The following is a 19884-nucleotide window of genomic DNA, read 5'->3' as shown; positions in this document are numbered from 1 at the left end:
GTTTATTTGTTTAAAGCCTCTTGTATACGAATGATTAAATCTGTGTAATGAGCCCTGGAAGCATCATCACCTCTGTACCTTGTTCTGTTCAGTAAGTCCAGAACTTTCTGAAGTTCTGCTCTCTTGTAAGTCGTCACTTCAGATACTCTTTTCATGGATGAATAATTGATATTTCTCAAACCGTGATCCTCTTCATGGAAATTACAGATGGTCGGCATATTCAAAGTATCATCTACTTTCAATCCTTTTACCGCTGTTTTTTCAAATAATTTGTTCACAGAAACGATCAGAGCATCCACATAATTTTTCTGGGTCATTTTCTCAAGCATCGTCAGGCTTCCTTTTTTACTGAAAATAGCCGTTCTTACCTGATCAAATAAATTCTCTACCGTGTAGATCTCTTCTTTAGATCCTGAAACCTGGTGTTTCATCTCATTTTCAAGTAACCTCAACAACCTGTCATCCATCAATAAGGAATAGATAGTTCCATATTGCATTCCTCTTGCCAGGGTATACGGCGTCTGCTCGAATGGTCCCATTGGTGAATCCTTAACCGGATACGTTTTTTCTGTAATCGGATTAAAGAATAACCATTCCGGAAGGTTGATCGCATTTTTAACAAGATAATCAACTGCTCTTCTCTGAATTTCTGCAGGTACCGCTTCGTAAGCTTTCTTTTTGTTACCAAAAACAGTATTGTTCAGGTAAATTCCTCCTACATTCGCCATTACATGACCTGTATACAGATCCCACTGCCCGATCACTCCCAGATACAGTTTTCCGGCATCTGTGTATTCTTTACCATCTTCATACGTCCATTTCAAGAGGTTGTTAATCACCACTTTCAGATTTTTCATTCCGTACTCGCTGGCTTTCATCGCATCATCCCCTAAATCTTCAGATTGCGAACGCGGATCGATGGTCTCCAGGTAGCTCTGCTGCTCACCATAGAAATACATCGGGTCATCCTCGTGCTTTTCAATTAAGTTTTTCAGTGCTTTTTTCTCAACAAATTCATCCGGATACCAACGGTACCCCCATTCGATGGCATATTTATCATAAAGTCCAATTTTAGGAGTGATTGCTGTAACGCCATCTTCCGGCTGAGCTACGTAATTGTAACGTGCATAATCCATAATGGAAGGTGCCGTACCGCCCATTTTATCTGTAAATTCTTTGGAACGAAGCGACTCTACCGGGAATGCAAAGGATGCTCCCATATTGTGCTTCAGTCCGAAAGTGTGTCCTACTTCATGAGATGAAACAAAACGGATGGCTTCCCCCATATGTTCATCACTGAATTTATTTCCTCTTGCTTTTGGATCAATAGGTCCTGTCTGAATTCTCATCCAGTCATGAAGAGAAGTCATTACATTATGCCACCAGATGATATCTGCTTCGATAATTTCCCCACTTCTCGGGTCTACTACTGATGGTCCCATTGCATTTGACTTTGGCGAAGCGGCGTAAGTAATCACAGAATATCTTACATCATCAATATCAAAATCTTCATCTTTCTCATCCGGCATTTTCGCAATCACTGCATTTTTGAATCCTGCCTGCTCAAACGCCGCCTGCCAGTCATGTACTCCGGCAATGATTTTCTCACGCCATTGTTTTGGAGTTGCCGGATCGATATAATAAACGATTGGTTTCTTAGGCTCTACCAGCTCTCCTCTTAAATATTTTTCTTTATCTTCATCTTTGGGTTCAAGATTCCATTTGGTAATGAAAAACTTTTCATCCATTTTTTGCTGATTGTCATTAAACGACCAGTGTTTTTCGGAGAAAAATCCGACTCTTGAATCCGATACTCTTGGTTTCATCGGTATTTTAGAAAGCAGAACCAGATTGGTTGTAACGCCTAAAGTTACCGGAAGATCTACTCCACCTTCATTTACAGAAGTAGATAATTGAGACTTCACCACAAGGTTCTTAGGAAATGTCTTCACTCCTTCTATATAAGAAAGACTTGATTTCACAGATCCTCCCAATCCTACATTGGCAAGAACATCATTAAAGCTCTTCTGATTTCCATCAAAAACTTTGTTGACTTTAATTGCCACAGCTGTAGAATCACTGTTTTGTGCCTCAATATCAAAGACCTCAATTACAGATTCTGAAAAATTGTCTTTCACAGATTTTGTAATGGCATCATTTTTTGGGGATGACACTTTAGGAACCACAGTTTTCACCCATACTTTTTTAGCTACAGGATCACGGTGAAAGGAAATGACTTTATTTTCATAATTCATTCCCTTGTTCAAACCTGCCTCATTGACCTGCATGGGTACCTGAGAAAGTTTGTTAACCACCAAAAACTGACGTCCCATCAAACTGTCAGGAATTTCAAAATAAATATCCGTCTTTACCTGAATGGTATTAAAGAGTCCTTTTTTATAGGTTCCTTTTTTAATCAGGTCTTCAATTTTTTTGGTTTTCTTTGAGGAAGATGTCTCTGTCTTATCCGTTTTTTCTTTGTTGACCTTTACCGTATCTTTATCTTTTTTCTGTGCTATTGCCATTGGTGAAGCCATAGCAAGACCGAGATACAGGGCAAGCCTGTAATTCTTCATTAAAATAGTCCGATTCATTCCAAATAGTAAATATCTTAGTTTCAGCTCGCAAAGCTATAGGTAACGTGAATCATATATATAATATTAGGGAGTGAATGGTGATAATTTGGGAGTGAATGGATTTTATTTTTACTCCATTAAAGGTAAAAAACATACGAAATATTCACCATCTACGGAAATATGAAGAAGATTATTCTTAAAATATCCATAAATTTGGTTCAAATAATCAATTCCAAATTTCTCTCCCTGCACTGTTTCTGCTTTAGGCTGCCATGTGTTCTTTACCGTGATCCCATCCTCATCAATGGTAATGATGATTTCCAGAGGCTGATCTATGGTTGCAATATTGTGTTTGGTCGCATTTTCCGTGACAATCTGAAGGGATAAATAGGGAATTCTTTTTTCCAGACTTTCAGGAGCATTAATAATCAATTCAAACTTCAATTCTTCATCAAACCTGCTTTTCAAAAGTTCCATATATTGCTGAATAAATTTGATTTCCTGCGAGACCGGAACAATATTATCTTTCGGAGGCACTATAAGATACCGGTAAATCTTAGAGAGGTTCATGGTAAACTTCTGTGCATTTTCTTTATTAATCCCGATCAGCATATAAAGGGAGTTCAATGAATTGAAAAGAAAATGTGGATTGATATTATTTTTAAGCTGCTGAAGCTGATTGATCACTTCTGCTTTGTGCATCTTTTCGTTCTCTATCAATAATAAATTTTTCTCAGACTGTATTTTCTCTTTCTCCTGATAAGCGAGATTGGTTGCTCTCTGGAACAATATAAAAACCGTTACGATGAGAAAAAGCGCTGCCAGGAAAATATAAACGGTATAAGCTTTTATCTTGCTGATATTTTCATCAATAATAAAATTCACATGATTCACTACGGTATATCCTTCAAAATTATCTGTCTTTAAAGGTTTTATGAAACGTGTTACTTCAACTCCCAGATATTCTGAAACTGCTGTTCCTTTGGTATATCCTGCTTCAGTTTTACTGGTTAAGGTATCATTAGGTTTAATGTCTGTAAAATCAAAAATGTTCTTTCCAATATACTTTTTCTCCGGATGGGTAATACAGATTCCTTCTTTAGTAAAAACATAGGCGTAAGTATTGGAACTTTTATCTACGTTAATAAAATATTGATGAAGATCATCCAGGCTCACGGTAGAACCATAGTACAATTTGTTTTTATCAGGCAGTATCAAAGAATCGTAACTAATCCAATACATGCTGTCCTTTTTGGTAAGCAAAAGGTCTTTGAAATGTCCAGGACCGTTATTTTTTATCACAATAGAATTCTCTTTATGATCTGTCTTCTTGAAAATATCGGATAAGGGATTATTGCTCTCAGACTTTCCTGAATCACTGTTTTCATAATAATACCAACTATAAGGCAATAGATTCCTTTTTTTGTTTAAATCATTTAAAACCGAAGAATAATCCTTATAATTCTTCAGACCGTCTTTCTGAATCAGTGCGCGAAGCAGATATTGATAATCTTCAATATTTCTGAACTCATGTTCTATGGATTCATATTTTCGGAAAAAGGTTTTCTTTGCAAAATCATCGGTATTTTTACGGCTGTCTTCAGTGATCAGAAGACTCAGAACAGCAAATGCTGCCACAGCAATCAGGCAGGCAGATAAAGCAGTAATATAAATGGACTTTTTGGATAAAGCGTGTTTAAAATTAATAATCAAATTCTCTAAATTGTAGGTTCCTCAACATATAAATTATTCGTTTGCAAAGATATAACAAAGATTTCAGGACTGAAAAGTGAATTAAATTTAGATTTTGATTTTTTAAAAAACTGATACAGTATATTGAAAATAAAACCTGTAATAAAAGCATATTGGTTCTTTCATGTTTTAGGTTAAAAAAACAAAAAACTATATAAGCTTAAGTCTTAAAGTTAGTTAATATCGTCATTCAGACCACAGATTCAGCACGCTATATTTTGAAAATTAATTATCTTCGCCTACAAATCTTATTTGAAAATGAAGAAGATCATCTCCGGGATATCTATTTTTTGTGCCATCGCAATCTCTGCTCAGGAAGCCATCCAGTTTCAGGAGCTGCCATTCAAAGATATTATTGCAAAAGCCAAGAAAGAAAAGAAATTGGTTTTTATTGATGCATATGCTTCCTGGTGTGGTCCATGCAAAATGATGGAAAAAAATGTATTCACTCAGAAAGCTGTAAGTGATTACTACAACACGAACTTCATTAATGCAAGATTTGACATGGAGAAAGGAGAAGGAAGAGACATTGCTTCAAAATTCGGAGTACGTTCCTATCCTACTTATCTTTTCCTGAACGGTGAAGGTGAAATTGTTTCCAGAAATACAGGGTATATGGAGGAAAGTCTGTTTGTGGCAATGGCACAGGACATTAATTCACCCGGAAATAAAAAGGGATCTCTTAAAGACCGTTTCGCTAGTGGTGAAAAAGATCCGGAATTCCTGATCAACATTATGAAGCTTAACGCTAATTCAGATTATGAATTCGCAAAAAAAGCTTCCGAAAGATATTTCCAGAATAAAAAGAAAACTGAAGAGCTTACAAAGGATGAAATTGGGTTTCTTCTTTATTTCGTAAAATCATCAGAAGATACCAACTATAATGTTTTTGCATCCAGAAAGGCAGAGATCATTAAATATCTCCCTGAAGAAACTTATACCGAATTTGACGCACAGCTGAAGTTAGGAAAAATAGTAGAACAGTCGATTGATGATAAAAATAAAAAAATCAACGATGACTATTTTATGAAAACTGCCGAACCATTGGTAGGAAAAGAAGCTGCAACTAAAAAACTGAATCAGACGAAACTCAGCTATTATGAACAGAACAGTAATTTTCCTGAATACGAAAAAGCGGCTTTAGACTATTATAAAAATTCTGATGCCTTTGATCCTAACGAGCTTCTGAGAGCAGCATGGATATTCGCAGATCATGTGAAAACACCGGCTTCATTAAAGAAAGCTACCGAATGGGCAGAAAAGTCTGTCATGAGAAGCGAAACTTCTGAAAACACTTATATACTTGCTAAACTCTATCACCTTACGGGAAATAAAGAAATGGCAAAAAACTACGCTGAAATGTCCAGAAATATGGCAGTTCAGGGCAATAAGGATTCTCAACTGGCAGATGAATTATTAAAGCAAATAAAATAAACATTAATACTGGATGAAATATAAATTATTAGCAGCGGGCATACTAGCCTTCCTGTCGGCAACTACGTTGAGCGCTCAGGAACAGGAACAAGGAGGACAGGATAAAAGTTTATACATAAAAGGGAATGCTTTATTTGCTCCGATCGGGATTTTAAACCTTGGAATAGAAAAACAGATAAGTCCAAAATATACAATTCAGGGAGATGTTTTCATTTCCCCATGGAAATCTTTCGGTGGGCATAAACTACAGTTTTATTCTATTTCTGCAGAAGGAAGATATTACTTTACTGAGGCTTTCAAACATTGGTATGTAGGAGCTAACGTATCCGTAGCTGCTTACAATGCAACAAAATGGAGTTATTGGAATGACAGCACTTTTGAAAACTGGAATGGAGAAATCCTTAAAAACTCCAACCTCTACCAGAAAGGATTTTCTGTGATGCTGGGTGTTACAGCAGGATATCAATTTCAATTATCTGAGCGTTGGAATCTGGACATTTATGGAACTATTGGAACATCACAAGGATTTTATAAAGGCTATGACAAGTCTACAGGAAAACGTTATGATTCTGCAGAAAAATTTAATAAAAGTGGTGAAATCATCCCATACAGAGGAGGAGTCATGATTTCTTATAAATTAAAATAATACAATGAAACTATTAGGAAGAAATCATATCATCATTTCAGTGATCACTTTTGTGATTCTTTTTTTAATGAACTATATCGGAAATGATCTGCCTGATAAATTACAAAGGGCATTAATGACGGCTCTTGCAGGAGTTGTCGGATTAACTGTGGGCCTCTTTATATTAAATAAGGGCAGAAATGATAAAAATCCGCCCCAAAATTTTGATTAATTAGTCTTCGTACACCACATATCGGGTTCTGATCTTTTCGAAATTTTCCAGATCTTTTTTCCATGAATCTTTAATTTCCGGAATTGATTTTCCTGCGATGATCTTTTTTCTCAATTCATCAGTTCCGGATAAAGTATCAAACCATAGATTTTTCAGAAAGAAATCCTGTTGAGGGTTTTTATAATTCTGATAGGCTTTGATTACCCACTCCAGATTAAGTGCTCTTAGATCTTTAGGATAATTGGAAAGGTTTTCACCATAGCATAGTTTTCCGTTTAGAAAAGGATCTTTAGCACCATAGCTCGGCTTTGGCGTAAAATGATAAGGCAGATTTTCCGTCCATGGAGAACCATAAATCTGAAAAGGAAGATCTGTTCCTCTTCCTACAGAAACCTGAGTTCCTTCAAAAAAGCAAAGACTTGGATATAAATTGATTGCTTTGTCATTAGGCAAATTAGGAGAAGGTTTATCAAGTATTGGGTAACGCTGTTTTTTATGATAATTCTTCATGGGAACAAGCGTATATTTGGCCTGAACTTCATTTTTCAGCCATTTCTCCCCATTCACCATCTTTCCATACTCTCCTATTGTCAGTCCATATACTACGGGAACTTCGTGAAGTCCAACAAAACTTGTCCATTTTTTTCTCAAGACAGGTCCGTCAGTATATCCGTCATGTGGATTGGGACGGTCCAGTACCATGATCTCCACATTATTTTCAGCTCCGGCTTCCATCAGGTAGGACAAAGTGGAAATATAGGTGTAAAATCTCACTCCGACATCCTGAATATCAAAAACAACGATGTCAATTCCTGAAAGTTGTTCAGGTTTTGGCTTTTTATTATTTCCATATAGAGAAACAATTGGAATTCCTGTTTTCACATCTACTCCATTTTTCACTTTTGCACCTGCATCTGCATCTCCTCTGAAGCCATGTTCAGGAGCGAAAATAGACTTGATTTTAATTCCGTTTTTTACAAGAAAATCAACCAAATGGGTTTTATCACTCATTAAACCTGTCTGATTGGTCACCACTCCTATCGTTTTATTTTTTAACAGTGGTAAGTAGATTTCAGGCTGGTCTGCACCGGTTTTAAAATCCGATTGAACTTGAGTCTGAGAATAATATTGGTTGAATACTCCTAAAAAAATTAGGCAAATCAGAAGTAAATTTTTAATTTTGAAATCTAAATTCATAAGCTTGAAATTTCCTTTATATTTCTCTAGAAAAATAGCATTTTCCAAAGATAACAAAAATAACCTTTCAAGGGTTATCATCTTCATTGGCAGGCTTTCCGTAGCATTGGGAATTATTGTTTCCTTAATTACTGTAGCCACTGGTTTTGGTTCTAAAAAAGCTATCAAGGAGAGGCTGGCTGATTTCAGCGGACATATTACCGTAAGATCTACACGATCGAATTCCTCATACAATACTTCTGTACTGGATAATCAGGGATTGAATATTGCCAAAATAAAAGAGCTTCCTGATGTGGAAAGTACCCAAAAATATGTGACGGTAACCGGAATTATGCGTAATGAGCACAATTTCGCAGGCATTATATTTAAGGGAATAGGAAAAGATTTTGACAGTTTAAGATTTAAAAAATTCCTTATTGCCGGAACAACACCAAAAGTAACAGAGAAAGGATTTAACAATGATGTAGCTATTTCCCAGAAAGTCGCAAAAGATCTTCATCTTAAAGTAAATGACAGCATTGTTACTGTATTTTTAAAAGCAGATCAAAAACCACTTTACCGTAAATTCAGAGTTATCGGAATTTATAGAACTGACATCAAACTGATTGACGAACAATTTGTTATCGGAGGAATCAACCATGCAAGAAAAATTCAGGATATGAAACCTGATGAAATTGGTGGAATAGATATTTTTCTGAAAAATGTAAATGATATCGACAAAGATTTTCCTGAAATTGAAAAACTGATCGGTTATAAAAACTATGCTGAAAAAGCGACAGAAAAATTTCCACAGATTACAGACTGGATCAGTATTTTTGACACCAATATTGCTTTGATCATTATTATCATGCTGATTGTAGTGGTTATCAATATCATCATGGTTCTTCTGATTCTTATTATTGAACGAACCAATTCTATTGGTCTTCTGAAAACATTAGGAGCAAGCAATTCACAGATAAGAGCCACTTTTATCAATTATACCCTGATTATTATGATCCCTGGACTTTTGTATGGAAATGCTATCGGATTAGGACTGATTTTAATCCAGAAATTCTTTGGAATCATCAAACTTAATCCTGAAAATTATTATGTAAGTACAGTTCCTGTAGACCTTAATCCGATTGCAATCATTTCTATCTCAGTAGGAATTCTTATTATCTCAGGGCTGGCTTTGATTATCCCAAGCTACCTGATCAGTAAGATTTCTCCGGTGAAGGCGATTAAATACAACTAACACAATAATTGATAATTGATAATTGATAATTGATAATTGATAATTGATAATTGAAAGTTATCAGGTGTATTTCAATTGATTTCGGCGTTATCCATAACTTATCCACACGTTATCCACAGCACAGATAATTTTAAAAGCCTTATCTTTGTGCCGCTTATAAAACATTTATGAAATACGCAAAAAATATCCTTGAAACGATAGGTAACACACCGCTGGTAAAGCTTAACAAAGTATTAGGTGAAGATTTTCCGGCATTAGTATTAGCAAAAGTAGAGACCTTCAATCCTGGAAACTCAGTAAAGGACAGAATGGCTCTTAAAATGATAGAAGATGCCGAAAAAGACGGCAGATTAAAACCTGGAGGAACTATTATCGAAGGAACTTCCGGAAATACAGGAATGGGACTGGCACTGGCTGCCATCATCAAAGGGTACAAATGTATCTTTGTAACCAATTCTAAACAGTCAAAAGAAAAATGTGATATTCTTCGTGCTGTAGGTGCTGAAGTAATTGTTTGTCCTACTGATGTAAAGCCTACCGACCCACGTTCTTATTATTCAGTTTCCAAAAGACTGGCAAAAGAAACGGAAAACGGATGGTATGTAAATCAATATGATAACTTGTCCAACAGAGCGGCTCATTATGAATCTACCGCTCCGGAAATCTGGGAACAGACTGAAGGGAAACTAACTCATTTTGTGGTAGGAGCCGGAACAGGAGGTACAATCACAGGATGTGGAACATTCTTTAAAGAAAAAAATTCAGATATTAAAGTAATTGGAGTAGATACTTATGGTTCTATTCTGAAGGAATTCCATGAAACGGGTGAGCTTCATTATGATCATGCTTACACGTACATTACAGAAGGAATCGGGGAAGATATTATTCCTGAAAACTATGATATGTCTGTGATTGATCACTTTGAAAAAGTAACCGATAAAGACGGTGCCATCTACGCCAGAAAACTGGCGAAAGAAGAAGGTATTTTCTGTGGATATTCTGCAGGAAGTGCTATTGCATCTTTGATTCAGATGAAAGATCAGTTCACGAAAGATGATGTAATTGTAGTTTTACTTCATGACCATGGTTCAAGATATGTAGGAAAAATCTACAATGACGAGTGGATGAAGGAAATGGGCTGGTTGGAAGAGAGCAAATAAGCTAAATTGTACATAATAAAAAAACGGAGCAAAATTATTTTGCTCCGTTTTTTTATTATTAATCGATTTTAACTTTCTCTTTCAATGTATTTTTGAGAAAACTGTATTCTTTCTCATTCATTGATTTTCTGGGAAACATATAGCTGTATTTTCCTTCCAGAGAAATAAATTCATTATTGCTGTCGAAATATTCAAAATCTTTCCATTCGCTGGTTTCTTTTTCACCATCGATATTCACTGTGAAAAAGTTATCATCAAATCTTATCTCGTATACTTTACATCTTTCAAGTGTGCTCAGATAATGATTCACCTGTTTTTTCCATCTTGAAACTTTATTAACGCTTACAGATAAGAAAACAGCACAAAGTAAAAATATAAAACTCAGGAAGTATAAAACGCCTGCATTTTCTTTACTCATAAAATCTTTTAATAGAAAAACGATGAAAACAATCAATGCAGCAGCTATGGTAACGATAGTTTTAATTTTCGTAGTAGGTGAAAAAAGCAGACTTCCCTGATTACCGCTAAAATAAATATCTTCAAAAATCTTACTGTCCGGTTTTAGTGTAATCACCTTTTCTTCATTCATAATTATAGAGTTTGCTTTAAAAAGCTACAAAACTAAACTAAATATCTTCATATTGATCACTTATGGCAGAAAGTTTATTCATCAGTTCTCTGTTTCTTCGATTCAGAGCATCCAGTTTTTTCAGCATATTATGAATCACTTCCAGACCAGGCAGATTAATCTCAAGATCGTAATGCCAGTTGGCAAATTTTTCCAGATCGGGCAGATCTTCATACATCAGATAATGAATATTGTTTTCAATCTGAATATTCAGCAGCCCATAGTCTACAAGCTCATCAAAAAAAGTGATTTCTATATTATAGATTTTTACGAGTTCTTCCCGCGATATTCTTTCACTCATAGCTTAGGAATTTTTTAGTTGTTCAAAAAGTTCTTTCTGCTTTTCAGTAAGATTTGTAGGCAGTTTCACTTCATAGGTTACAAAAAGATCTCCGTGTTCTCCTTCTTTTTTATAGACAGGAAAACCTTTTCCTTTGAGTCTTACCGTCATTCCGGTTTGGGTTTCCGGTTTCACTTTAAGGTTTACACTTCCATTAAGAGTATGCACTTTTACTTCTCCACCAAGAACCGCTGTATACAAATCTACGGTTACTTTGGTTTTCAGATCATCACCAATTCTTTCAAAATCCGGATCAACCGGGATATTGAAGGTGATATATAAATCTCCGTTTGGTCCTCCATTTACTCCAGGATTCCCGTGTCCTTTTAATTTAATCTGCTGTCCGTCATACACCCCTGCAGGAATGTTGATTCTTACTTTCTTTCCATTGATGTCAAAAGTTTGCGGATGGGTTATTGCAGCCTCTCTTAAATGTAAAGTAAGCTCAGCCTGTATATCCTGCCCTTTGAACTTTCCGGAAGCTCTTCCTCTCGAACTTTTACCAAATCCACCGCCTGCTCCGCCAAACATATCCTGGAAGAAATCTGAGAAATCTTCACCTCCACCAAAGTCTGCCCCGGAATATCCTCCGTTATAACCTTGCTGTTGATACTGTCTTTGCTGTTGCTTCTGGGCTTTTTCGTATTCTTCGCCGTGCTTCCAGTTTTCTCCGTACTTGTCATATTTTGATCTGTTTTCCGGATTACTCAGAACTTCATTCGCTTCATTCAGTTCTTTGAATTTCTTTTCTGCTTCTTTATCTCCGGGATTGAGATCGGGATGATGTTTTCTAGCCAATTTTCGGTAGGCTTTTTTGATATCATCCTGTGTTGCGCTTTTATCTACGCCTAAAATTTTATAGTAATCTATATAAGCCATAGAAATGAGGTTTACCCAAATTTATGAATTTTAGGTCTGAAAATTGTATAACAGAATGTTAAAAATAAACCTATCTTTGATAAAAAGCCATACATGAAAGATGTATTGAAAAACTACTCCGGAATCATATTTTTACTTTTGGGAATCACTATTGGAAGCATCATTGGAATTGTTGCTCCCGGTATTGTGGAATACATTAAACCTTTGGGAGATATTTTCCTTAATCTTCTTTTTGTAAGTGTAGTTCCTTTAGTGTTTTTTGCCGTTTCCAATTCTATTGCTTCTCTGGAACAACAGTCTAAATTTGGAAGGATTATTCTTGTAATGGCACTTACCTTTTTGTTCTTTATTCTTACGGCAGCAGTCTTTACAATCTGTGCAGTATATCTTTTCCCTGTTTCCGGGGTCTCAGGAAGTTCTGAGATGATTGCAGAAGCAGCTAATGAAGACACATGGGGCAACAGGATTGTAAGTTTCTTTACCGTGGGAGAGTTCACAGAGCTTTTCTCAAGAAGAAATATGCTGGCTCTTTTGGTATTTGCATTTCTGACAGGATTTGCAGCCCGAAAAACAGGAGAAAAAGGACAGCCTTTCAGGGTTTTTATTGCTTCCGGATATGAAGTGATGAAAGAGCTTCTTTTGTTGGTTATGAAATTGGCACCTATTGGTCTGGGAGCCTATTTTGCTTATCAGGTAGCAACTTTAGGACCACAGCTTTTTGGATTTTATGCTAAACCTTTAGGGTTATATTATATTGCAGGAGTTATTTATTTCCTTGTGTTCTTTTCTATCTACGCATTCATGGCGAATGGACAGAAAGGAGTTAAAAGTTTCTGGACGAATGCCATTTACCCTACTTTGACCGCAATAAGTACATGCAGCAGTTTTGCAACAATGCCTGCCAACTTACAGGCTGCTTCCAAAATCGGGATTCCGAATTCTATTGCCAATCTGGTGATTCCTATCGGGACTACTTTGCATAAAAACGGATCTTCCATGTCTTCTATTATCAAGATCTATGTGGCATTTTTAATTATTGGAAAAGATTTCTTTGATCCTGCCAATCTGCTTTTAGCTTTAGGAATTACAGTCTTTGTGAGTATTGTGGCTGGTGGTATTCCTAATGGCGGATATATTGGTGAAATGCTGATGATCTCTGTTTATAAACTTCCTCAGGAAGCGATTCCTGCTGTAATGATCATTGGAACTTTAGTAGACCCATTGGCTACTGTTTTGAATGCTGTAGGAGATATCGTTGCCGCTATGTTTGTCAACCGGTTTGTGAAAGTCTGATTGCAGTTTAACTATTTTCTTTTAACCCATGAACTCATTTTTTAAAAGCATTGGTTTATACAATAGCCTCATTATTGATCTCAACATCAATAGTGCAGAACTTGTACAGAGAGTAATGAAAGTAACTTATAAAACCAATACCACTTTCATATCATTAGAAAAAGACAGTACAATTCCTACTCGGTTTGAATACCGGGGAATGATCAATTCAAACAGTTTTACAATCAAAAGAAGAGGAAGGCTATTTGATATGAACAGAAGTAATCCTGTGTTTCATGGAACTATTTCTGACAAAAATGGGATATCATCTGTAGTGATAGAATTTTTTCCATCAACATTTCAGATTTTGAATTGGTTTTTTATTCTGTGTTTTTGCTTTTTAATAGGATTCGTAAGTATTACAGGAGGTCAACAAGGTATTATGGTCGGGGCAGTCGCTTTCATAGTAGCAATCACTCAATATTTTATCTTAAAAAGAGGAATTTCGAGAGGGAAATATGAATTTGAAAGAGAGCTTATTTATATTGCACAAAAGCCTTGATTCTTTACCAACATCACTTGATTTCAAAGTTCCTATTCACTACGTTTCACGGGCTCTAAATTTTCATATTCTTCAGGAGTGAAAAGCCTGTAATGAACTCTGAACGTTTTTCCCAAAGGAGTCTCCAACGAGAAACCGCCAGGTCCGAAACCATCACTCACGTCCAAGGTAAAATGTGAATATTTCCAATATTCAAAAAGGTCACGGTCTATCCAGAACTCATGCCCGTTAATAGTACCGATCATGGCATCATTCATTCTGGGGAAAAATCCTCCTTTTTCGAAGCATTGTGGCTGAGTACCTTCACAGCATCCTCCTGCCTGATAAAACATTAGAGGCCCATATTGCTCTTCCAGCTTGTCAATTACTTCAAGCGCTTGTTCCGTTGCGGAAAGTCTTGATATTTTTGTTTCCATTGTTTTTATTTTAGTTTAATGTAAACTTTATACAACCACAACTGTCACAAAAGTTTTCATTTTAAAACACTTTAGCCACTTAAAAGTTTAGAGGGCATCACTGATAAAAGATCCCGGTAAAATAAATTCTAACCGGGATCAGCAACACATCATCAAATTAATTTGAGCCGGCAATATCTAAAACGATTCTGCCGTCAATTTGTCCTTTTTTCATTTTATCAAAAACATCATTGATATCTTCCAGTTTTGCGGAGGTGACTGTAGCTTTCACCAATCCTTCATTGGCAAAATCCAATGCTTCCTGCAAATCTTTTCTTGTTCCAACAATAGAACCTCTTACGGTGATTCTTTTTAAAACTGTTTCAAAAATCGGAAGTTCAAAAGATCCGGGAGGAAGTCCATTGAGAGCAATCGTTCCTTTTCTTCTTAAAACATCTATTCCCTGCTTGAAAGCAATAGGTGAAACAGCAGTAATCAAAGCCCCGTGCATTCCGCCGACTTCTTTATGTAAATATTCTCCAGGGTCTGTATTCTTTGCATTGACTACAAGGTCTGCTCCTAATTTTTTTGCCAGTTCAAGCTTATCGTCTGCTACATCAATTGCTGCTACGTGCATTCCCATTGCTTTTGCATATTGAACTGCTACGTGCCCCAGCCCTCCGATTCCTGAAATGGCTACCCATTCTCCAGGTTTTGTTTCTGTTTCTTTCAATCCTTTATAAACTGTGACTCCGGCACATAAAATAGGCGCTATTTCAAGAAAGTTGACATCAGATTTCAAATGCCCTACATATCTTGAATCTGCAATAACATATTCTGCAAATCCGCCATCTACACTGTAACCTCCATTTTTCTGGGCTTCACAAAGGGTTTCCCATCCTGTAATACAATAATCGCAGCATCCACATGCACTGTACAGCCATGGAACTCCTACAGCATCTCCTTCTTTTACAAAAGCTTCCGGTCCGCAGGCCACTACGATACCTACTCCTTCATGTCCAGGGATAAGAGGCATCTTGGGTTTTGCAGGCCAATCGCCATCTATTGCATGTAAATCTGTATGGCAAACTCCGCAAGCGATGACTTTAACAAGCACTTCATATCTTCCGGGTTCTCTTACAGGTACTTCTTCTATTTTCAAAGGTTGACCGTAGCTCTGAACTACTGCCGCTTTCATTGTTTTTGGGATCATATCTTATTTTTTGGATTGAGTTATTTGGGATTATTTGTTTTTATCTCCACGTTTGAACAAATAATTTCTCTGCGTGAGGGATAGGAAGGGCGGCGAGGAACGAGCCGGTGCAGAATGCAATGGAGCACCGAAACGAAGTGCAGCCCTGGATAGCCCGACCGGTTTGCCCTGGAAGAAGCCAAGGCAATCGGGCACGTCCTAAATAATATTAAAAGAAACCTAACTTATTCTTATTGTAAGAAATCAGCATGTTTTTGGTTTGACGGTAATGATCGAGCATCATTTTATGATTTTCTCTTCCGATTCCTGATTGTTTGTAACCTCCGAAAGGTGCTCCGGCTGGATAAGAGTGATATTGGTTAACCCATACTCTACCTGCTTCAATCTGGCGTGGAATATTGTACAGCTGATGAGCATCTCTGGTCCATACTCCTGCCCCAAGTCCATAGATGGTATCATTGGCAATTTTTACGGCTTCTTCTTCATCTTTGAAAGTGGTAAATGCTAACACGGGACCGAAAATTTCTTCCTGGAAGATTCTCATTCTGTTGTTTCCTTTGAAGATCGTAGGCTGGATATAGTATCCGCCTCCAAGATCTTCTCCCAAGTCATTTACAGCTCCTCCTACAAGCACTTCCGCTCCTTCTTCTATTCCCAACTGAATATAGGAAAGGATTTTATCTTTCTGAATCTGTGAAGCCTGCGCTCCCATCATCACGGTTTTATCCAGTGGATTTCCTACTTTGATGGCTTTTACTCTTTCGATTACTCTTTCGATAAAGGCATCTGCAATACCTTCCTGAACAAGAAGTCTTGAAGGACATGTACAGATTTCTCCCTGATTCAGGGCAAAAAGCACAGCACCTTCTATTGCTTTGTCTAAAAATTCATCATCAGCATCCATTACTGAATTGAAGAATACGTTCGGCGACTTCCCTCCTAATTCTAACGTTACCGGAATAATATTTTCTGTAGCGTATTGCATTACAAGTCTTCCTGTAGCGGTAGAACCGGTAAATGCTGCTTTGGCTACTTTCGGATTGGTAACGAGAGCTCTTCCAAGTTCTGCTCCGAATCCGTTGACAATATTAATAACTCCTGCCGGTAAAAGGTCACCGATCAATTCCATTAAAACCATAATGGAAACAGGAGTACTTTCTGCCGGTTTTAATACGACACAGTTTCCTGCAGCCAATGCGGGAGCCAGTTTCCAAACTGCCATTAATATTGGGAAATTCCATGGGATAATCTGCGCAATGACTCCAAGAGGTTCGTGAACGATTAAGGAAACGGTGTCTTTATCCAATTCGTTATGCGATCCTTCATCAGCACGGATCACAGAAGCAAAGTATCTGAAATGATCAATGGCTAAAGGTAAATCTGCTGCTAATGTTTCTCTTACAGCCTTTCCGTTATCTATTGTTTCTACTGTAGCAAGGTATTCCAAATTCTGCTCTATTCTGTCTGCAATTTTATTCAGAATGATGCTTCTTTCTGTGGAGGAAGTATTCTTCCATGTCTGAAATGCTTTTTCAGCTGCATCTACCGCTAACTCCAAATCTTCTTTGGACGAGTGTGCTACCTGAGTAAATTTTTTCCCATCAACCGGGGAAACTACGTCAAAATATTGTCCTTTAACAGGTGGAGTGAATTTTCCATCAATATAGTTATCGTATCTGTTTTTGAACTCCGGACGTTGTAAAAGTGTCGTTGATCTTGGTTCTGTAATAGTGCTCATATTAGTATTGTTTTATTTTTTCGATACTACCAAATTACACTGAGAAGCCAAAAAGAGTATAGCACAATCGTATAAAAAAAGTGGAAAATAGTGCAAGGGGCTCAATTTTAGTATTTTATTAACAGCAACATACTCTCAAATTTTCTATATTTGAGTTACCTCCGATTCAAAAAATTTTAGAAATGAATAACAATAGTAAGATTTTATTAAATACTCCTGAATTACGTAAGGAAAACCAACTATTGAGTCTTGTTGAAAACCAGACGAAATTCAATCTAAATAATTGTGAGTTCAGTATTTATGAAACTCATAAGGCTGCTTTTGATGTAAAACTTCATTTTGAGAATATTGCATTTACAGCGATGCTGAGAGGTAAAAAACATATGAAACTGGATAACAAAACCAGTTATTTCGATTACTATCCGGGGGAAAGTATTCTGGTAGCACCGGGAGAAACTATGGTCATTGATTTTCCTGAAGCAGATGAAACTCCTACACAATGTATTTCTTTAAGTCTAAATCCTGATTTCATTGAGGATTCTCTTAATTATCTGAATTATCATCTTCCAAAGGTGGATGAAACTTCACAATGGAATATTCAGCTGGATGAGTATTTTCTGTTTAATAATAAAGCGCTGGCTTCTGCTACCAACAATATCATGAGAATTGCGATGGATGATAACTCTCAAAAGGATATCATGGCAGATTTTGCATTGAAAGAGCTTCTGATCAGATTGATGCAGACCCAGGCAAGAGGCATGGTGGAAAAGAATATTGTTAAAAATAAATCCAGGATAGGTTTTGTGGTAGATTATATTAAAAGAAATCTGCACCAGAAATTGTCCATTGACAGTATTTCTAAACTGGCTTATGTAAGCAAGTCTAATTTCTTTAAAATGTTCAAAGACGAGCTGGGAACTTCCCCAAATGATTTTATTTTGCAGGAAAGAATCAACAGGGCGAAAGAACTTCTTTCCAGCCAGACCAGCATCAAAGAAACTGCTTTTCAGACCGGGTTTTCAGATACCAACTATTTCACAAGGGTATTTAAGCAACTGGAAGGAGTCACTCCGAAAAGTTATCAGGATAGAACCTTCATCAGATAACTTCACAGAAACAAAAAAGAGCCCTATTCAATAGGGCTCTTCATCTATATTATTAAAAATTAAATCTTAATTATTAATACTGATCATTCTGCTTAATGTTCGGGTTTGCCTGAATAGCAGAAATAGGAATTGGCCACTGCCATTTGAAGCTTCCTGCTGCAAGAGTCTGTGCAACAGAAGGTGTTCCAGTACCATCAAAAAGGTCTCCTTTACCTGATCTCTGAACAGGAAGGTTTAATCTCTTCAATGTATACCATCTGTCATTTTCAAATGCAAGCTCCAGTCTTCTTTCTTTCAGGATAGCATCTAAAAGAACCTGTCCTATTTCTGTACCAGGAGTAAATGATGAGTATCTTTCAGCTCTTAATTTATTTAATAAAACTAAAGCCTGTGCTCCATTACCCGTTCTGTAATAGGCTTCAGCAACGTTTAGCAACACTTCTGCTCCTCTTAAATATCTTACCGGAACAATATTAGATGGTAAACCAGTAATACCTGCATATTTTGTAACATGATTATACTTTTGTTTACTATATACATCAGTAGTAAAATAAGCAGACTTTCTTACATCATTATCTGTATATGCAGTATATAAATCATAATCTACAACAAATTCTGATCTTAGCGCCGGAACAGATTGATTGTAAGCAACTCCTACTGTGTTTTGCTCAGCTGCAGAATTGGATACCTGGAATAAAACACCATCATTAACATCTCCTTCTTTTTCTTTCCAAATCTTATAGAAATTAGATTTTAGAGTAACGCTGGAAGAAATTCCCAATGCCAGTTCACCATATTTGATGGTGTTAGCATAGTCTCCTCTGTAAAGATTTACTCTTGACAATAATCCATATACAGCAGCTTTGCTTAATCTTCCCTTATCACCATCATTTTGAGTAATATTATCAGCAGCAAATAATAAATCTGCTATCACTTTATCATATACCTGATCAACAGTAAGATTTCTGGATGAAGTATTATTTAGAGGAGAATAGGTCTCTGAATAATAAATTCCAATTGTATTCTTAGCACCTGCAGATTGAGTTGGGATTTGAGAATATGCTCTTACAATATCAAAATGAGCTATTGCTCTTAATGCTCTTGCTTCAGCTTCCAAATTTGTTTTCTGTGTTCCAGATAATACTCCGTTATTGATATATTTCAAAACAAAGTTAGCTCTGCTGATCACAAGATAAGCAGCAGTATACAATCCTGTTGTCTGTGAATTATCTGATGAGAATTCGAAGTTTGATGCTGCAAAATTCGTATTTCTTCCTGTAGTTGTACGAACTAGGTTATCAGTAGTAAGATCTCCCATGATCAATTGGTTTCCTACATCACTGGTATAATATCCAGCTCCTTTAAGAGCTGTATAGGCACCATCCATAGCCTGTCTGAAGGTCTCAGGTCTGGTCATTGCCTGCTCCTGATCTTCATTGATTGACGAGATTTGATCTAGATTTCTGTCGCAAGACGTTAACGAAACAAAGATGGTTAACGCAGCTAAACTTATTTTTATTATATTCTTTTTCATAAAGCTA

At 36.6% G+C, this 19884-nt stretch carries 18 protein-coding genes; 8 read left to right on the top strand and 10 right to left on the bottom strand.

Annotated features, from left to right (window positions below; translation table 11 throughout):
* Positions 1-2 precede the first annotated feature (2 nt).
* Both REB14_RS10390 and REB14_RS10385 read right to left on the bottom strand, forming a co-directional pair.
* Positions 3-2576: a zinc-dependent metalloprotease gene (locus REB14_RS10390; RefSeq protein ID WP_309522121.1), complete on the bottom strand. Its 2574-nt coding sequence runs from the start codon at positions 2574-2576 to the stop codon at positions 3-5.
* A gap of 129 nt (positions 2577-2705) precedes the next feature.
* Positions 2706-4289, bottom strand: coding sequence for a histidine kinase (locus tag REB14_RS10385; protein WP_309522120.1), 1584 nt, complete (start codon positions 4287-4289; stop codon positions 2706-2708).
* Positions 4290-4586: 297 nt separating this feature from the next.
* Between REB14_RS10385 and REB14_RS10380 the strand changes: the two genes are divergently transcribed.
* Genes REB14_RS10380 through REB14_RS10370 form a run of 3 tightly spaced genes read left to right on the top strand, consistent with a single transcriptional unit; the run spans position 4587 to position 6619 of the window.
* Positions 4587-5762, top strand: a complete 1176-nt coding sequence (locus REB14_RS10380) for a thioredoxin family protein (protein WP_079242763.1) — start codon at positions 4587-4589, stop codon at positions 5760-5762.
* Between the two features lie 13 nt (positions 5763-5775).
* Positions 5776-6408 (top strand): DUF3575 domain-containing protein, encoded by a 633-nt coding sequence (locus REB14_RS10375; protein WP_079242764.1) that lies wholly within the window; start codon positions 5776-5778, stop codon positions 6406-6408.
* Positions 6409-6412: 4 nt separating this feature from the next.
* Positions 6413-6619 (top strand): hypothetical protein, encoded by a 207-nt coding sequence (locus tag REB14_RS10370; RefSeq protein ID WP_079242765.1) that lies wholly within the window; start codon positions 6413-6415, stop codon positions 6617-6619.
* On the opposite strand, the gene REB14_RS10365 is transcribed toward REB14_RS10370, so the two are convergent.
* Entirely contained in the window at positions 6620-7816 is a 1197-nt protein-coding gene (locus REB14_RS10365) for an exo-beta-N-acetylmuramidase NamZ family protein (protein ID WP_309522119.1), read from the bottom strand.
* 4 nt (positions 7817-7820) lie between these two features.
* Here REB14_RS10365 and REB14_RS10360 point away from each other — a divergent pair, with 4 nt between their 5' ends.
* Positions 7821-9050, top strand: a complete 1230-nt coding sequence (locus REB14_RS10360) for an ABC transporter permease (RefSeq protein ID WP_079242766.1) — start codon at positions 7821-7823, stop codon at positions 9048-9050.
* Positions 9051-9217: 167 nt separating this feature from the next.
* The gene (locus tag REB14_RS10355) at positions 9218-10210 is read left to right on the top strand and encodes a PLP-dependent cysteine synthase family protein (RefSeq protein WP_047434153.1); all 993 of its coding nucleotides are present in this window, start codon (positions 9218-9220) and stop codon (positions 10208-10210) included.
* Positions 10211-10268: 58 nt separating this feature from the next.
* Here REB14_RS10355 and REB14_RS10350 read toward each other — a convergent pair whose 3' ends face one another.
* The 3 genes from REB14_RS10350 to REB14_RS10340 are packed head-to-tail and all read right to left on the bottom strand — an operon-like array spanning position 10269 to position 12057.
* Positions 10269-10799, bottom strand: coding sequence for a hypothetical protein (locus tag REB14_RS10350; RefSeq protein ID WP_309522118.1), 531 nt, complete (start codon positions 10797-10799; stop codon positions 10269-10271).
* A gap of 37 nt (positions 10800-10836) precedes the next feature.
* Entirely contained in the window at positions 10837-11139 is a 303-nt protein-coding gene (locus REB14_RS10345) for a chaperone modulator CbpM (protein ID WP_079242769.1), read from the bottom strand.
* A gap of 3 nt (positions 11140-11142) precedes the next feature.
* Entirely contained in the window at positions 11143-12057 is a 915-nt protein-coding gene (locus REB14_RS10340; protein WP_079242770.1) for a DnaJ C-terminal domain-containing protein, read from the bottom strand.
* 93 nt (positions 12058-12150) lie between these two features.
* On the opposite strand from REB14_RS10340, the gene REB14_RS10335 reads away from it, so the two are divergent.
* Together REB14_RS10335 and REB14_RS10330 are read left to right on the top strand one after the other, a co-directional pair.
* Complete coding sequence (locus REB14_RS10335) at positions 12151-13350, top strand: dicarboxylate/amino acid:cation symporter (RefSeq protein ID WP_079242771.1); 1200 nt, start codon at positions 12151-12153, stop codon at positions 13348-13350.
* Between the two features lie 28 nt (positions 13351-13378).
* A complete protein-coding gene (locus REB14_RS10330; protein WP_309522117.1) occupies positions 13379-13891 on the top strand; it encodes a hypothetical protein in 513 nt (170 codons plus the stop codon).
* Between the two features lie 32 nt (positions 13892-13923).
* On the opposite strand, the gene REB14_RS10325 is transcribed toward REB14_RS10330, so the two are convergent.
* The 3 genes from REB14_RS10325 to REB14_RS10315 form a co-directional block, all read right to left on the bottom strand.
* Entirely contained in the window at positions 13924-14307 is a 384-nt protein-coding gene (locus tag REB14_RS10325) for a DUF779 domain-containing protein (protein WP_079242773.1), read from the bottom strand.
* A gap of 157 nt (positions 14308-14464) precedes the next feature.
* Positions 14465-15499, bottom strand: coding sequence for an alcohol dehydrogenase AdhP (gene adhP / locus REB14_RS10320; protein WP_309522116.1), 1035 nt, complete (start codon positions 15497-15499; stop codon positions 14465-14467).
* Positions 15500-15707: 208 nt separating this feature from the next.
* Positions 15708-17237 carry an aldehyde dehydrogenase family protein gene (locus tag REB14_RS10315; RefSeq protein ID WP_079242775.1) on the bottom strand — a complete coding sequence of 510 codons (1530 nt, stop codon included), beginning with the start codon at positions 17235-17237 and terminating at the stop codon, positions 15708-15710.
* Between the two features lie 182 nt (positions 17238-17419).
* Here REB14_RS10315 and REB14_RS10310 point away from each other — a divergent pair, with 182 nt between their 5' ends.
* Positions 17420-18343 (top strand): AraC family transcriptional regulator, encoded by a 924-nt coding sequence (locus REB14_RS10310; protein ID WP_309522115.1) that lies wholly within the window; start codon positions 17420-17422, stop codon positions 18341-18343.
* 73 nt (positions 18344-18416) lie between these two features.
* Here REB14_RS10310 and REB14_RS10305 read toward each other — a convergent pair whose 3' ends face one another.
* Positions 18417-19877, bottom strand: coding sequence for a RagB/SusD family nutrient uptake outer membrane protein (locus REB14_RS10305; protein WP_309522114.1), 1461 nt, complete (start codon positions 19875-19877; stop codon positions 18417-18419).
* Positions 19878-19884 lie beyond the last annotated feature (7 nt).

It is taken from the genome of Chryseobacterium metallicongregator, assembly GCF_031324065.1.
GTDB classification, from domain to species: domain Bacteria; phylum Bacteroidota; class Bacteroidia; order Flavobacteriales; family Weeksellaceae; genus Chryseobacterium; species Chryseobacterium metallicongregator.
The sequence above is the reverse complement of the archived record's forward strand: the minus strand, read 5'-3'. Positions and strand labels throughout refer to the sequence as shown.

Bases quoted from the DNA above. Each gene is read 5' to 3' on its own strand.
- adhP (WP_309522116.1), bottom strand. From the start codon at position 15,499: ATGATCCCAAAAACAATGAAAGCGGCAGTAGTTCAGAGCTACGGTCAA.
- REB14_RS10345 (WP_079242769.1), bottom strand. From the start codon at position 11,139: ATGAGTGAAAGAATATCGCGGGAAGAACTCGTAAAAATCTATAATATA.
- REB14_RS10355 (WP_047434153.1), top strand. From the start codon at position 9,218: ATGAAATACGCAAAAAATATCCTTGAAACGATAGGTAACACACCGCTG.
- REB14_RS10375 (WP_079242764.1), top strand. From the start codon at position 5,776: ATGAAATATAAATTATTAGCAGCGGGCATACTAGCCTTCCTGTCGGCA.
- REB14_RS10380 (WP_079242763.1), top strand. From the start codon at position 4,587: ATGAAGAAGATCATCTCCGGGATATCTATTTTTTGTGCCATCGCAATC.
- REB14_RS10325 (WP_079242773.1), bottom strand. From the start codon at position 14,307: ATGGAAACAAAAATATCAAGACTTTCCGCAACGGAACAAGCGCTTGAA.
- REB14_RS10390 (WP_309522121.1), bottom strand. From the start codon at position 2,576: ATGAAGAATTACAGGCTTGCCCTGTATCTCGGTCTTGCTATGGCTTCA.
- REB14_RS10370 (WP_079242765.1), top strand. From the start codon at position 6,413: ATGAAACTATTAGGAAGAAATCATATCATCATTTCAGTGATCACTTTT.
- REB14_RS10335 (WP_079242771.1), top strand. From the start codon at position 12,151: ATGAAAGATGTATTGAAAAACTACTCCGGAATCATATTTTTACTTTTG.
- REB14_RS10365 (WP_309522119.1), bottom strand. From the start codon at position 7,816: ATGAATTTAGATTTCAAAATTAAAAATTTACTTCTGATTTGCCTAATT.
- REB14_RS10350 (WP_309522118.1), bottom strand. From the start codon at position 10,799: ATGAATGAAGAAAAGGTGATTACACTAAAACCGGACAGTAAGATTTTT.
- REB14_RS10340 (WP_079242770.1), bottom strand. From the start codon at position 12,057: ATGGCTTATATAGATTACTATAAAATTTTAGGCGTAGATAAAAGCGCA.
- REB14_RS10315 (WP_079242775.1), bottom strand. From the start codon at position 17,237: ATGAGCACTATTACAGAACCAAGATCAACGACACTTTTACAACGTCCG.
- REB14_RS10330 (WP_309522117.1), top strand. From the start codon at position 13,379: ATGAACTCATTTTTTAAAAGCATTGGTTTATACAATAGCCTCATTATT.
- REB14_RS10310 (WP_309522115.1), top strand. From the start codon at position 17,420: ATGAATAACAATAGTAAGATTTTATTAAATACTCCTGAATTACGTAAG.
- REB14_RS10305 (WP_309522114.1), bottom strand. From the start codon at position 19,877: ATGAAAAAGAATATAATAAAAATAAGTTTAGCTGCGTTAACCATCTTT.